12 protein-coding genes are annotated in these 13,441 nt (G+C 69.9%); 8 read left to right on the plus strand and 4 right to left on the minus strand.

Going from position 1 to position 13,441, the window contains the following annotated elements; translation table 11 throughout:
• Positions 1-10: 10 nt before the first annotated feature.
• From CFP71_RS20795 to CFP71_RS20805, 3 genes are all read left to right on the plus strand, one after another.
• Entirely contained in the window at positions 11-970 is a 960-nt protein-coding gene (locus tag CFP71_RS20795; RefSeq protein ID WP_093935533.1) for an electron transfer flavoprotein subunit alpha/FixB family protein, read from the plus strand.
• Between the two features lie 175 nt (positions 971-1,145).
• On the plus strand, positions 1,146-1,928 hold the full coding sequence (locus tag CFP71_RS20800; RefSeq protein WP_093935534.1) for a GNAT family N-acetyltransferase: 783 nt from the start codon (positions 1,146-1,148) through the stop codon (positions 1,926-1,928).
• Positions 1,925-2,824, plus strand: a complete 900-nt coding sequence (locus tag CFP71_RS20805; protein WP_093935535.1) for a lysophospholipid acyltransferase family protein — start codon at positions 1,925-1,927, stop codon at positions 2,822-2,824. Before CFP71_RS20800 ends, CFP71_RS20805 begins: the two co-directional genes overlap by 4 nt.
• An 83-nt stretch (positions 2,825-2,907) precedes the next feature.
• On the opposite strand, the gene CFP71_RS20810 is transcribed toward CFP71_RS20805, so the two are convergent.
• Entirely contained in the window at positions 2,908-3,798 is an 891-nt protein-coding gene (locus tag CFP71_RS20810) for an NADP-dependent oxidoreductase (protein ID WP_093935679.1), read from the minus strand.
• A gap of 134 nt (positions 3,799-3,932) precedes the next feature.
• On the opposite strand from CFP71_RS20810, the gene CFP71_RS20815 reads away from it, so the two are divergent.
• The 4 genes from CFP71_RS20815 (at position 3,933) to mnmA (ending at position 9,203) form a co-directional block, all read left to right on the plus strand.
• Complete coding sequence (locus CFP71_RS20815; RefSeq protein ID WP_093935536.1) at positions 3,933-5,207, plus strand: helix-turn-helix transcriptional regulator; 1,275 nt, start codon at positions 3,933-3,935, stop codon at positions 5,205-5,207.
• Positions 5,208-5,478: 271 nt separating this feature from the next.
• Positions 5,479-6,852 (plus strand): MFS transporter, encoded by a 1,374-nt coding sequence (locus tag CFP71_RS20820; RefSeq protein ID WP_093935537.1) that lies wholly within the window; start codon positions 5,479-5,481, stop codon positions 6,850-6,852.
• 48 nt (positions 6,853-6,900) lie between these two features.
• A complete protein-coding gene (locus CFP71_RS20825; protein ID WP_093935538.1) occupies positions 6,901-8,097 on the plus strand; it encodes a cysteine desulfurase family protein in 1,197 nt (398 codons plus the stop codon).
• A gap of 5 nt (positions 8,098-8,102) precedes the next feature.
• Positions 8,103-9,203 (plus strand): tRNA 2-thiouridine(34) synthase MnmA, encoded by a 1,101-nt coding sequence (mnmA, locus tag CFP71_RS20830; RefSeq protein ID WP_093935539.1) that lies wholly within the window; start codon positions 8,103-8,105, stop codon positions 9,201-9,203.
• A gap of 78 nt (positions 9,204-9,281) precedes the next feature.
• On the opposite strand, the gene CFP71_RS20835 is transcribed toward mnmA, so the two are convergent.
• From CFP71_RS20835 to CFP71_RS20850, 3 genes are all read right to left on the minus strand, one after another.
• The gene (locus tag CFP71_RS20835; protein WP_208635998.1) at positions 9,282-9,728 is read right to left on the minus strand and encodes a GNAT family N-acetyltransferase; all 447 of its coding nucleotides are present in this window, start codon (positions 9,726-9,728) and stop codon (positions 9,282-9,284) included.
• A complete protein-coding gene (locus CFP71_RS20840; RefSeq protein ID WP_093935540.1) occupies positions 9,725-10,759 on the minus strand; it encodes an MBL fold metallo-hydrolase in 1,035 nt (344 codons plus the stop codon). Before CFP71_RS20840 ends, CFP71_RS20835 begins: the two co-directional genes overlap by 4 nt.
• 710 nt (positions 10,760-11,469) lie before the next feature.
• Positions 11,470-12,276 (minus strand): LURP-one-related family protein, encoded by an 807-nt coding sequence (locus CFP71_RS20850; protein ID WP_093935542.1) that lies wholly within the window; start codon positions 12,274-12,276, stop codon positions 11,470-11,472.
• A 120-nt stretch (positions 12,277-12,396) separates the two neighbouring features.
• Between CFP71_RS20850 and CFP71_RS20855 the strand changes: the two genes are divergently transcribed.
• The gene (locus CFP71_RS20855; protein WP_093935543.1) at positions 12,397-13,434 is read left to right on the plus strand and encodes a methionine synthase; all 1,038 of its coding nucleotides are present in this window, start codon (positions 12,397-12,399) and stop codon (positions 13,432-13,434) included.
• The last annotated feature ends 7 nt before the right edge of the window (positions 13,435-13,441 follow it).

Genomic DNA, 13,441 nt, shown 5'->3' on the forward strand with positions numbered 1-13,441 from the left:
GAATAGGGAAATGGCTGAAGTACTCGTCCTCGTCGACCACGTCGACGGTGAAGTCAAGAAGGTCACGCTCGAGCTGCTGACGGCCGCTCGTGAACTGGGTGAGCCGTCCGCGGTCGTCGTCGGCCCGACCGGCACCGCCGCCAAGGCGAAGGAAGCCCTCGCCGCCCACGGCGCCGCCAAGGTGTACGTCGCCGAGGGCGACAACGCCACCGGCTTCCTGGTCACCCCGAAGGTGGATGTCCTCGCCGCGCTCGCGGAGCGGACCTCCCCGGCCGCCGTGCTCGTCGCGGCCAGCGCCGAGGGCAAGGAGGTGTCCGCTCGTGTCGCGGTCCGCCTCGGCTCCGGTCTGCTGTACGACGCCGTCGGCGTGAACGGCGACGGCAGCGTCGACCAGTCCATCTTCGGTGGCGCGTTCTCGGTGAAGTCCAAGTCCACCAAGGGTGTTCCGGTCATCTCGGTCCGCCCGGGCGCGGTCGAGGCGACCCAGGCCGACGGTGCCGCCGCCGAGGAGACCGTCGAGGTCCCCGCCGGTGACCCGGCGAAGTCCGCCAAGATCACCGGTGTCGAGCCGATCGTCGGCGGCGACCGTCCGGAGCTGACCGAGGCCTCGGTCGTCGTCTCCGGTGGCCGCGGTGTCGGCTCGGCCGACAAGTTCGACGTCGTCGAGACGCTGGCCGACTCGCTCGGCGCGGCCGTCGGTGCTTCCCGCGCCGCCGTCGACTCGGGCTACTACCCGGCGCAGTTCCAGGTCGGCCAGACCGGTAAGACGGTCTCGCCGCAGCTGTACATCGCGCTGGGCATCTCCGGTGCGATCCAGCACCGGGCCGGCATGCAGACCTCGAAGACCATCATCGCGGTCAACAAGGACGCCGAGGCGCCGATCTTCGAGATCGCCGACTTCGGTGTGGTGGGCGACCTGTTCAACGTCGCGCCGCAGCTGACCGAAGAGGTCCAGAAGCGCAAGGGCTGACGTCCTTTGTCAGTGAAGGGGTCGCCGGGATTATTTCCCCGGCGGCCCCTTTTCCGTGACCGGGAAGTGATCTCCCACCCTGAGAGAAGCCTGAGAACCCGCAATTAACTGAACGTGCACTAATCGGCCATCGGGCGCATTGTCGTTGGTACCCCTCCAGGGGTAGACCTTGGTTATGACGACGTCACAGCTCCTCGTCAGCACTGACCAGGCAGGTGTCGAACTCCCGGCCGACGCGCCGCGTTACTCCCTCCTCGTGGCCAATGGGAACGAAGAAGTCGTTGCCGCGCAACGTCTTCGCCATCAGGTTTTCGCCGAGGAAATGGGCGCGACGCTCAATTCGCCCGCACCCGGACTCGACGTCGACTACTTCGACGAGTTCTGCGATCACCTCGTGGTGCGCGACGACAACACCGGCGAGATCGTGGGTACTTACCGGATGCTGCCGCCGGATCGGGCCGCGCAGGCGGGAAAGCTGTACTCCGACAGCGAATTCGATCTCACGGCGCTCGACACACTACGTCCCTCTCTGGTCGAGACGGGCCGTTCGTGCGTGCATCCCGACCACCGCAGCGGCGCCGTGGTGAGCCTCGTCTGGGCGGGGATCGGGCGTTACATGCTGCTGGCCGGGCACCGGTACCTCGCGGGCTGCGCGTCCGTGCCGCTGACCGACGGCGGGGCCTACGCGGCCGGTGTCTGGGATGTCCTGCGCGCCAAGCACTACGCGGACGAATCCCTTCGGGTGACCCCGCTGAACCCGTGGCGGACCGATGGCGTCGAGCGGCCCGCCCGCGCGATCCTCCCGCCGCTCATCAAGGGCTACACGCGCCTGGGCGCGAAGACCTACGGACCGCCCGCGCTGGACGAGGATTTCGGCGTCGCGGACTTCTTCGTCCTGCTGGATCTGCACAACGTCGACGAGCGGTATCTCAAGTTCTTCCTGGGAGTGCAGGGATGACCCACGCCTGGATGCCGAAGTCGCCGTGCGGCGACGGCTGCCTGACCGAAGGGGCGCCGACGGTGGCGTTCCCGCGGCGCGTCCTGAGGTTCACCGCGGCGATCGGCGTCATCCTCGGTGCTTTCCTGTCCGCGCCACTGGTGCTCGTGCTGCGCGGCATGCCCCGTGAACGCTTGGTGCGCCTGCTTTTCGCGGGGATCCTTCGCTCGTTCGGGGTACGGCTGCGTGTGCTCGGTGACGAGAAGTTCCGCGCCGTTCCGGGCCGTGGGGCGCTCGTGGTCAACAACCACATCTCGTGGCTGGACATCATCGCGGTCAACGCCGTCCAGCCGATGCGGGCGCTCGCCAAGAAGGAGGTCGGCACCTGGCCGGTGCTCGGCCTGCTGGTCCGCCGTGGCGGCAGCATCTTCCTCGACCGGGAGAACCTGCGGAGCCTGCCCGCGACCATGGACGAACTCGCCGGCGCGATGCGCGGCGGATCACTCGTCAGTGTGACCCCGGAGGGCACCACCTGGTGCGGCCTGGGTTCGGGCCGGTTCCGCCCGGCGACGTTCCAGGCCGCGATCGACGGCGGTGTCCCGGTGCGGCCGCTCGCGCTGCGCTTCCGGCTCGCCGACGGGCGGGAGACGACGCAACCGGCGTTCATCGGGCCGGAGTCGCTCATCGCGTCGCTGCGGCGGGTCGCGGCGCTGCGGGGTCTGGTGCTGGAGGTGCACGTGTGCCCGGAGATCGCGCCGGGCCGCGCTTCGGACCGGCGTGAACTGGCCGCGCTGGCGGAATCCGCTGTGCAGGCGGCATTGGGGCGGGTGCAGATCCCGGCGCAGCGGCGGCGTCGTGCCCCGGCCGTGACTCCTGTCGCTCCTTCCGCCCCGGTCGCGAAGGTGCCCACTCAGTAACTCACGCGCAATGAAGGGGCCTTTCATAGCAAAATTTGCTATGAAAGGCCCCTTCATTGCAGTGGGGGTGACACACCGCAGCCTCAAGACAGCGTCAGCGTGATCTTCCCGCCCGCGTGCCCCGTCGCGCTTTCCCGGTGCGCCTCGGCGACATCGGCCAGTGCGTGAGCGGACCCCGGCTTGAGCTTCAGCCCCCGCGAGACGAGATCCTCCAGCACCGCCGCGGTCTGCTCCCCGCCCGCCGAGAACTTCAGCCCTTGCGCGTACGCGGAAGGGTCGGCGATGGTGACCAGCCGGTCGGGTGACCCGAGCAGTTCGACGGAGTCACCCAGGACGCCGAAGCCCGCCGCGTCGAACACCGCGTCGACGCCGTCCGGCGCGACCGAACGCACCCGCGAAACCCAGCCGTCGCCGTACCGCACCGGCACCGCGCCGAGCTCCTTCACCTCGTCCAGTGACGAAGCGCCCGCGAGCCCGACGACCGTGGCGCCCAGCGCGACGGCGGCCTGCGTCGCGATCCGGCCGACCTGGCCGCTCGCCCCGTGGAGCACGAGCGTTTCGCCGGGCTTGACCTCGAGTTCGCCGAGCACCCGCAACGCCGTTTCACCGGCGACGGGCAGAGAGGCGGCTTCGGCCCACGAAAGCCCGGCGGGCTTTCGGGCGATCGTGGTCGCCAGCGCGTACTCCGCGTACGACCCGGTGTCGGGCCAGCCGAAGACCTCGTCCCCGACGGCGAAACCGGCGCCTTCGCCGACCGCGTCCACCACGCCCGCGAATTCGAGGCCGAGGATGTGCGGGAACTCGATCGGCAGGACCTCCGCCATGGCACCGGACCGGATCTTCCAGTCGATCGGGTTGACCCCGGCGGCCTTGACCGCGACCCGCACCTGACCCGGGCCGGGCTCCGGCACCGGGACCTCGGCGGAGTCCAGGACGTCGGTGTCGCCGTACTGGGTGATGGTGATCGCTCGCATGTTCACTCCTCGTTGGTGTTCTTCGCTGCGATCAGTCAACCGGCGCCCGGACCACGCCCGAACCACTCGGACGAGCAGTGTTCGCTAGCCGGGCGAGCAGCGTCGCGAACGGCGGCCGCGCCTACTGTGGAGTCATGGACGAGTGGTCGGATCCGCTGTACGTGCTGAGCCAGGTCGAGCGCATGCTCGCCGCCACGCGCGCCGAACTCTTGCCGCGGTTCTCGGCGGCGGCTAAGGCTGTCCTGCCGCACCGGGCCGCCGCCATGGAGACCGGTGACTGCTCCCGCATCCCGGTCAAGGTCCACGGCGATCCGGCGATCACCGGCGCGGTCACGAGCGCCGAGCTCCAACGGCTCGCGGCGCTCGGCGTCCCGGGGCAAGCGGTGGTGACCGAAGAGAGGCTCGGCGGGAAGCGGCGGAAACTCGTCGTCCTGACGTCGGCTCCGGTGATCGGCAAGGGCGCGACGATCGCGCTCGTCCCCACCGAGGACGCGCCCGCGGACAGCGCGCTGGAGATCGCCGCCAAGCTGTGGGGCATCGTCAGCGTCAGCGCCGCCCAGCGCGCCACCGACCCCGAACCCGAGATCATCGCGAGCAACCTGGCGGCCGCGACGGCGCGGGCGCAGACGATCACCGATCTGGGCCAGACCCACGCGACCACGCTGGCGTCCCTGCTCGCCGTGCTGCGGTCCCGTCAGCTCGGCGACGCCGCCGCCCGCCAGAGCGCCACCGACCTCGCCGCGGCCGCGCTCGTCGAACTGCGCTCGATCGCCGATCGCGATCAGGAGCTCTCGGCGGAACCGGCGTCGGCGGCGTTCGACACCCTCGCCGCGCAGCTGGACCCCTTGGTGCGCCACGACGACATGACCGTCGACCTCGCCGGGCCCGGTGACGACCGGCCGCTCCCGCAGGACATCGCGCACACCGCGCGCACGGTCACCCGCGGCCTCGTGCTCGCCGCGCTGGAACGCGGCAGTTCCCGGGTCCGGGCGTCCTGGGCGATCGACGGCGGAGGTCTCCGGATCACCGTGCGCGACGACGGCCCGGACGTCGCCCGCGCCGTGCCGTCCGCCGGTCTCACCGAGCGGATCACCCCGCTCGACGGCCGTTGGGAGGTCGACGCCGTCCCCGGCTGGGGAGCCACGATCACCGCGATCCTGCCGCTGGGTGTCCCCGAGACCCCGGAGCTGCGCCCGCTGGACAGGTTGAACTCGCGTGAACTCGAGGTTCTCGCCGGCATCGCGCGCGGAAAGCGGAACCGGCAGATCGCCGAGGAACTCCAGCTGACCGAGCACACGGTGAAGTTCCACGTGCGGAAGATCCTGGGAAAGCTCGAGGTCACGTCGCGCGGCGAGGCCGCCGTGCTGGCGCGGGAGCTGCGGCTGGCGCCCGTCGGTCAGGTTTCGTGAGTGGCAAGGACGGTGAGAACGACCGGCATTTACCTATGACCGGTGGCAGACGACGTGACGGGGGAAGATTCAGGAGGTTCAACGGCCGGAATCCTCCACACACGATCACCCACCACCCAGCGGGCGTGACGCGAAGGGAGCCTTCCCCGCATCAGACGCCGTGAAGGGCGCTTTCCCCGCATGGCATGCGGGGAAAGCGCCCTTCAGCCCTCACCGACCGGCGCCCGTCAGCGCTTGACCTCCACCGAACTGGAGGTTGCACGCTTTTCCCATGACGATCACTGGGGAAAAGCCGAAGGGCGTGCTCTGGACACCGGAGCACCGCGTGACCACGATCGGGTTGCTGCTCATGGTCACGCTCATCGCGTTCGAGAGCATGGGCGTCGCGACAGCGATGCCGACGATGGTCGCCGACCTGGACGGTCTCGCCCTCTACGCCTGGCCCTTCACCACCTTCCTGGTCGCCAGCGTCGTCGCGACCGTCCTTTCCGGACGGCTCGGCGACCGCAAGGGCCCGGCGCCCGCGCTGCTCGCCGGGACCGCGTTGTTCGCGGTCGGGCTGCTGGTGGCGGGGCTCGCGCACGACATGCCGCTGCTCCTGCTCGGCAGGGCTTTGCAGGGGTTCGGGTCCGGTCTTCTGCTGGTCTCGGTGTCGCTGCTGATCGCGCTCACCTTCAGCGACCGTGAACGCCCGGTGATCTACGCCGCCAACGCCGCCGCGTGGGTGCTGCCCGCGGTGATCGGGCCGTCGATCGCGGGCGTGGTGACGGTGAGCGTCGGCTGGCGCTGGGTGTTCCTCGGGCTGATCCCGCTGACCGCCGTCGGCGTGGGGCTGCTGGTCGTCGTCACCCGCAAACTGCCCGGGCACGACCCCGGCGAGTCCGCGCGCCGCGCCGGGGTCGTGCCCGCGGTGGTCGCCGCCCTCGGCGTCGCCGCGCTCACCTGGGCGGCGCAGCACCCGTCCCTCGCCGCGCTGGCCTACGGCGGCGCCGGACTGGCCGCCCTGGCGTACGCGCTCCGCAAGCTCCTCCCCGCCGGGACGCTGACTTCGCGGCCGGGGTTGCCGACAGTGATCGCCTCCCGCGGGCTGATCGCGGGCGCGTACGCCGGGATGGAGGCGTACCTGCCGCTCACGATGACCGAGGTCCACGGCTACAGCCCCGCGCTGGCCGGACTGCCGCTGACGGTGACCGCGCTGGGCTGGTCGGCGGGGTCGATGCTGCAAGGCCGCATGCTCGACTGGTCGCGCGAGGCGTCCTTGCGGACCGGGTTCGCGCTGGTCGCGGCCGGTCTGGCGATCTTCGTCTTCGTCCCGCTGCCGTCGTTCCCCGCCTGGATGGCGTTCGTGGCGTCGGCGGTCGGCGGCTCCGGGATGGGCATCGCGATGCCCGCGATCTCGGTGCTGCTGCTCCGCTACTCGCCGGAGGCCGAACGCGGGTTCAACACCTCGGCGCTGCAGCTCGGCGACTGGGTCGGATCGGCCCTGACCATCGGTTTGGGTGGTGTTCTGCTCGCTTCGATCGCGTCGGCGAAGGAGCCGACGGTGGCGATCTTGGTGCTTTCGGTGCTGCTGACCGGCATCGCGCTGCTCGGGGTGCGGCTGACCGGCCGGTGGCCGTCGAGTATGAGCGGCACCACCCGCTGACCAGGGTGGGCTTGGTCACGCCCCGGAGCGGTCTACCCTGGTAAGGCGATGACCTATCTCGACCACGCGGCGACCACCCCGATGTTGCCCGAAGCCGTAGCGGCGATGTCCGAGGCGCTGTCCACTGTGGGCAACGCCTCCGCGCTGCATTCCTCGGGCCGCCGGGCCCGCCGCCGGGTCGAAGAGGCCCGCGAAGTGATCGCGGAGGCGCTGGGCGCCCGGCCGTCCGAGGTGATCTTCACCGCCGGTGGCACGGAGAGCGACAACCTCGCGGTCAAGGGCATCTTCTGGGCTCGCAACGGCGAGGACGCGAAGCGCCGCCGTGTGCTGTGCAGCACCGTCGAGCATCACGCCGTCCTCGAGTCCGTCGAGTGGCTGGAGCAGCACGCGGGCGCCGAGATCGTCTGGGTCGAGGTCGACGAGGCGGGCAGGGTGTCGCCGGAGTCGCTGCGCGCCGCCATCGGCGAGGACCCCGAGACGGTCGCGCTGGCCACCGTGATGTGGGCGAACAACGAGGTCGGCACGGTCAACCCGATCGCCGAGCTCGCCGCCGTCTGCGCCGAACACGAGATCCCGCTGCACACCGACGCCGTCCAGGCCGTCGGCGCGGTGCCGGTCGACTTCGCCGAGAGCGGTGCCGCCGCTTTGACCTTGACCGCGCACAAGCTGGGCGGCCCGTACGGCGTCGGCGCGCTGCTGCTCGGGCGCGACACCGCGTGCGTGCCGGTGCTGCACGGCGGCGGCCAGGAGCGCAGCGTGCGTTCGGGCACGCTCGACGTGCCCGCGGTGATCGCGTTCGCGACGGCGGTCAAGGCCACGGTCGAGGGCCGCGAGGAGTACGCGAAACGCGTCGCCGAGCTCCGGGACGACCTGATCGAAGCGGTCCGGCGCGAGGTGCCGGACGCGGTGCTCAACGGCGGCGAGGGCGAGCGCCTGCCGACGCACGCCCACTTCACCTTCCCCGGGTGCGCGGGGGACAGCTTGTTGATGCTGTTGGACGCCAAGGGCATCGAATGTTCCACCGGTTCGGCGTGCACGGCGGGGGTCGCGCAGCCGAGCCACGTGCTGCTGGCCATGGGCGCCGACCCGGCGGCCGCGCGCGGATCGCTGCGGTTCTCGTTCGGCCATACCTCGGCGCCGGAAGACGTTGAAGCGGTTTCGAAGGAGATCGCGGGCGTCGTCGACAGGGCGAGGCAGGCGGGACTCGCCGGAATGCGCAAGCAGACGCAGAAGCAAGAGGTGTGAGGAAGATGCGCGTACTGGCCGCGATGAGCGGGGGAGTGGACTCGGCGGTGGCCGCCGCGCGTGCCGTGGACGCCGGGCACGAGGTCGTCGGCGTGCACCTGGCGCTGTCGGCGAAGCCCGGCACGCTGCGCACCGGATCCCGCGGCTGCTGCACGATCGAGGACTCGGGTGACGCTCGCCGCGCCGCCGACATCCTCGGCATCCCGTTCTACATCTGGGACTTCGCCGAGCGCTTCACCGAAGAGGTCATCGAAACCTTCGTCGGCGAGTACGCGGCCGGCCGGACGCCGAACCCGTGCGTCACCTGCAACGAGAAGATCAAGTTCGAGGCGTTGCTGGACAAGGCGATGGCGCTCGGCTTCGACGCCGTCGCCACCGGGCACTACGCGCGACTGTCCCTTGTGGACGGTGTGCCGGAGCTGCGGCGCAGCGTCGACTCGGGCAAGGACCAGTCGTACGTCCTGGCTTCGCTGACCCCGGAGCAGCTGCGGCATTCGCTGTTCCCGCTGGGTGATTCGTGGAAGACCGACGTGCGCGCCGAGGCCGAGAGCCGCGGCCTGTCGGTGGCGAACAAGCCGGACAGTCATGACATCTGCTTCATCCCGGACGGCGACACGAAGAGTTTCCTGGAGAAGCGGCTCGGCCAGCGTCCCGGGCAGCTCGTCGACGCCGAGACCGGCGCCGTGCTCGGTGAGCACACCGGCGTGCACGGCTTCACCGTCGGCCAGCGCAAGGGGCTCGGCATCGAGGCGCCCGCGCCGGACGGGCGGCCGCGCTACGTGCTTTCGCTGGAGCCGGTTTCGGGCACCGTGAAGGTCGGTTCCGCACGGGACCTCGGCGTGAACGTGATCGAGGCGAATCGCCCGATCTGGCCGAGCGAACGGCCGCTGGACGGCCCGACCGAATGCGTCGTCCAGGTGCGCGCGCACGGCGGGATCGTCGAGGCCGTCGCGGAGGTTTCGGGTGACTCCGGTGACTCGGTGACCGTTCAGCTGCGGGAGCCGCTGAGCGGCGTCGCTCCGGGGCAGGTCGTCGTGCTGTACCGCACCGACGCGGCCGAAGGCGATCTCGTGCTGGGGAGCGCGAAGATCTCGGGGACCCGCTGACGGCTCGCATTTCGTCCTCTGAATGCGGTCCTTGCGCGTGCAACTACCGCATCCAGAGGACGAAATGCGGCAAGGGAACTAGAACTTCAGCTTGAAGCCGGTGTGTGTGGCTTCGAAACCGAGGCGTTCGTAGAACCGGTGCGCGTCCTCGCGTTTCACGTCCGACGTCAGCTGCACCAGCGCGCAGCCCCGCCGCCGGGATTCCTCGATGGCCCATGCCATCAGCTCGCCGCCGAGGCCGGAACCGCGATGGCTCGCCCGCACCCGGACCGCCTCGATCTGCCCGCGCAGCGCGCCTTTCCTGGCCAGGCCGGGAATGATCGACAGCTGGAGCGTGCCGACGGCCTGCCCGTCGTCGTCGGCGACGATCAGCAGCTGCGCCGGATCGGTGTCGATCTCCTCGAACGCCTTGAGGTACGGCGTGAGGTCGTCGGCGGAGTCGCGGGTACTGCCGATCTGGTCGTCGGCGAGCATGCCGACGATCGCCGCGACGTCTTCGCGCCGGGCGCGGCGGATGGTGATCATCGGTAGTGGCGCGCTCCGTCGGTCTCGGTCGCGGTGAGTTTTCCTTGTGCCACCAGCAGATCCAGATGCGAACCGGTCTCGAGGACGGCGAGCATCTGGTTGAACGGGTCCATCTCGTCGAGTGTGCGCTTCCGGCGCGTCCAGCCCAGCCGTAGCGCGACCTCGTACGCCGTCGTGACGTCCGCCGTGATCTCGGCGCCCATGACTTCGAGCCGGTCGCGATGGTGCTCCAGCAGTTCGTCCACGCGGGCGTGGACGCTGTCGGTGACGGGGCCGTGCGCGGGCAGCATGCGCCGGTCCGGCATCTCGCGCACCAGGCGCAGCGAGTCGAGGTAGTCGCTCAGCGGCAGGTCGGCGGGCACCGGCTGGAACCCGATGGACGGCGTGATGTGCGGCAGCACGTGGTCGCCGGAGAACACCAGACCCGCTTCTTCGTCGACGAAGACGACGTGACCGGCCGTGTGGCCCGGCGTGTGCACGACGTCGAACTCGCGGCCGGGCACGATCTCGCGCTTGCCGGGGACGAGCCACTCGTCGGGCTGCTCCCACAGATGCGCCTCGGTGTGCCGGATCCCGCCGAAGGCCTTGGCGAGCACGTCGACGACGGGGCCCGCGCCGCAGCGCTTCAGCAGGTCGACCTGCGCTTCCATCGGGAAGCGGTCCGGATCGCCGGAGCGCGTCAAAGACGGCTCTTCCAGCTTGCCGAGCCCGACCTTGCCGCCGAATTCGCGGCGCAGCTCCACGGCCATCGTGTAGTGGTCGCGATGCACGTGGGTGATCAGGAATTCGTCGATGTCGCCGAGGTCGGCGCCGAGCGCCTTCAACCCGCGGGAAAGCCTTTCGCGCGCGGATTCCAGCGCCCAGCCCGAGTCGACGAGGACCAGCCGGGTGCCGTCGGTGACGGCGTAGACGTTGACGGCGCGCAGCGCGTCGTGCGGGAGGGGCAGCGGGATCCGGTGGATCCCCGGCGAAACCGTGTAGACGCCTGGCTCGGCCCAGTCCCGTTCGCCGTCTTCTGGCAACGGCTCCATGGTGACCTCCGTCCCGGACGCACTCCAGCGTGCCGCCCCAGGTCTTCCACTTTGTGCCGCCGGAAGCCGAGTGTCCACTTGAGCGGGGTGAGACCCCGGTCACTCGGCGTTTGGCCCACGTTGCAGGGCAATGCAGATCAGTGCAGAACATGCCGGGCGATGTGTTGCGTATACGCAGACCAACGGGGTTACAGTGGCGCGGATGAGGTCGAATCTTCGACCGCGCAAGTCATCGCCGGAGCCATCCTGGTGGACAGCCCCGGCGATGAGTTGCCCCGGGGTCAGTGCTGGTACAAGGTTTCTAGCCCTAACAGCGCCAGTACGACCAGGGTTATCATGTGGTTCGCCGTCAGGGTCAGTTCGAACCTGACTCTGACGGCGAACCGGTTACTGCGGCCCTTTTGTGCCATGGGCCTTCACCTCCACCCCCTGAAGTACTGCGCGAGCATCTGCTCGGCAGAGTCGAGAAGCCAGGGGAGCCTCCTCGACGGCCGTACGAGGAGGATGTGGACGAGCTTCGCGATGCAGCGTAGAAGCCTGTTGTGACATGTTCGGCTCGACACGCGGGACTCGTCTGAGGCCAGATTATTGCGCTCGTGCAAGTCCAAAACAGAAGAAAGCCCCGTCGGGTGATGTCCCCAATGTGGCATTGGAGACGTTCAGTGTCCCCAATGCCACATTGGGGACATGGGCTGCCGGTACGACGGCCGTCAGCGATCGTCCTGCTTCAGCGCCGTATCGATGGTCAGCGCCGAGGCGACCACCATCGACGCCAGCGGATCCCGCAGCGGCCGGTGGATCTCGACGACGTAGTTGTCGGCGGTGGTGAACGCGGCCTTCACGAAACCGCCCCAGGTCTTGGTGATCCGCGCGATCTCGACGTCGGCGTGGTCCTTGATCACGAAGTTCCACGCCCGCCAGTTCTCCGCGAAGATCCCGCCGACCTTCTGCCCGTTGACCACGAAGCCCAGCCTGATCTTGCCGAAGACGTTCTCCTGCACGATCTCCCCGATCGGGGAGTCGTCGGCCTTCGTCACCAGGAAGCGGGATTTGAACACCTTCGCCGGCCGCGTCACCTTCAGCACCGTGCTGTGGTTCGCGTCGCGGATTTCGAAGCGGTGGGTCAGGAACTGGTCGTAGTTCGTGAGCAGCCGGATGGCCTTCTTCAGCGTGCTCTGCCCGACCTGGACGACGCCGCCGAGGCGGTTCCCGTTCTGGTCGAACACCCCGAACTCGTTCGACATCTCGATGAGTTTCGCGCGCTGGTTGACCACCAGCACGGGTTCGGAGAACAGGGTCCCGCCGCCGACGACCCCACTGCCCCGGCCCTGGGTTCCCCTCGCCACCTGCTCCCGGATCCGGTTCGGGTCGTGCGCGCCTTCGATGTCCAGCTCGATCATCTCGGCGTCGTGCGAAGGTCGCGTGTCGGCCGTCCAGGCCTGTCCGTCCCACCACCGGTACATCCGGGAGTTCTGCTGGTCGGGATACCAGCCGGCGGGCTGTGGAGAGCTCGTCATGGCAGGTCAGCGTAATGCGCCCGGCGCCGTCACGGGCTCGCCGACGGCAATTGCGGCGAATGTCCGTGTCGTCGGCCGCCCCGCCGCCCCGCGCACTCGGACCAAGGGGAGAATCCGGGTGTGAACGAACGACCTTGGCCGCTTGGCGCGGCGACCGCGATCGGTTCCCTGCCCGGCACCGACCCGGTCGAGGCCGCTTCGATCGTGTTCGGCGAATTGCCCGAATTCCCCTGTCTGCCCGAACTTCCCGCGCGCGGCGTCGGCGCCGACATGATCGGCCGGACGGCGGCGCTGCTGGTCGACCTCGCCGTCGAGGTGGTGCCGAGTGGCTATCGCGTCACCTCCCGTCCTGGGCACGACCACCGCCGCGCCCTCGACCTGATGAGCTGGGACCTCGACGCCGTCCAGGAGGCGCGGGAGAAGGCCGGCGCCGCGCCGCCGGTGTTCAAGGCGCAGGTCGCGGGACCGTGGACGCTGGCCGCGAACGTCGAACTCCCGCGCGGGCACCGGATCCTCACCGACCGGGGCGCGCTGCGCGACTTCGCCGAGTCGCTGCTGGACGGTCTGGCCTCGCACGTCGCGGAGCTGAAGTCGCGGATCGGCGCGCCCGTGGTGCTCCAGTTCGACGAACCGTCGCTGCCCGCCGTCCTCGACGGCGATCTTCCGACGGCCTCCGGCTACGGCACGATCCCCGCCGTGCCCGCGCCCGAGGCCCGCGAGCTGCTGTCGACGGTGATCTCCGGCGCGGAGCGCATCACCGGGCAGCCGGTCGCGGTGCACTGCTGCGCCGCGAAGCCGTCGATCTCCTTGCTGCGCGCGGCCGGGGCGAAGGCGATCGCCTTCGACTTCGCCCTGCTGAAGGGCGCTTCGCCCGCGCTGCTCGACGAAATCGGCGAGACGCTGGACTCCGGCACGACGCTGATGCTCGGACTCGTCCCCACGACCGACCCCGGCGCACCGGTGGAACTGCGTGACGTGGTCACGCCCGTCCTCAAACTCGTCGACCGGCTCGGCTTCCGCCGCGAGATCCTCGCCGAACGCGTCGTGCCGACCCCGGCGTGCGGTCTCGCGGGCGCCACGCCGGAGTGGATGCGCCGCGCGCTCACGCTCAGCCGGGAGGCGGGCAAGGCTTTCACCGAACCGCCTGAAGGCTGGTGACCGGCGC

The sequence above is a fragment of the Amycolatopsis thailandensis genome, assembly GCF_002234405.1.
GTDB classification, from domain to species: Bacteria; Actinomycetota; Actinomycetes; order Mycobacteriales; family Pseudonocardiaceae; genus Amycolatopsis; species Amycolatopsis thailandensis.

Coding starts and splice junctions, on each gene's coding strand:
- CFP71_RS20795 (WP_093935533.1), top strand. CDS start 11: ATGGCTGAAGTACTCGTCCTCGTCGACCACGTCGACGGTGAAGTCAAG.
- CFP71_RS20800 (WP_093935534.1), top strand. CDS start 1,146: ATGACGACGTCACAGCTCCTCGTCAGCACTGACCAGGCAGGTGTCGAA.
- CFP71_RS20805 (WP_093935535.1), top strand. CDS start 1,925: ATGACCCACGCCTGGATGCCGAAGTCGCCGTGCGGCGACGGCTGCCTG.
- CFP71_RS20810 (WP_093935679.1), bottom strand. CDS start 3,798: ATGCGAGCGATCACCATCACCCAGTACGGCGACACCGACGTCCTGGAC.
- CFP71_RS20815 (WP_093935536.1), top strand. CDS start 3,933: ATGGACGAGTGGTCGGATCCGCTGTACGTGCTGAGCCAGGTCGAGCGC.
- CFP71_RS20820 (WP_093935537.1), top strand. CDS start 5,479: ATGACGATCACTGGGGAAAAGCCGAAGGGCGTGCTCTGGACACCGGAG.
- CFP71_RS20825 (WP_093935538.1), top strand. CDS start 6,901: ATGACCTATCTCGACCACGCGGCGACCACCCCGATGTTGCCCGAAGCC.
- mnmA (WP_093935539.1), top strand. CDS start 8,103: ATGCGCGTACTGGCCGCGATGAGCGGGGGAGTGGACTCGGCGGTGGCC.
- CFP71_RS20835 (WP_208635998.1), bottom strand. CDS start 9,728: ATGATCACCATCCGCCGCGCCCGGCGCGAAGACGTCGCGGCGATCGTC.
- CFP71_RS20840 (WP_093935540.1), bottom strand. CDS start 10,759: ATGGAGCCGTTGCCAGAAGACGGCGAACGGGACTGGGCCGAGCCAGGC.
- CFP71_RS20850 (WP_093935542.1), bottom strand. CDS start 12,276: ATGACGAGCTCTCCACAGCCCGCCGGCTGGTATCCCGACCAGCAGAAC.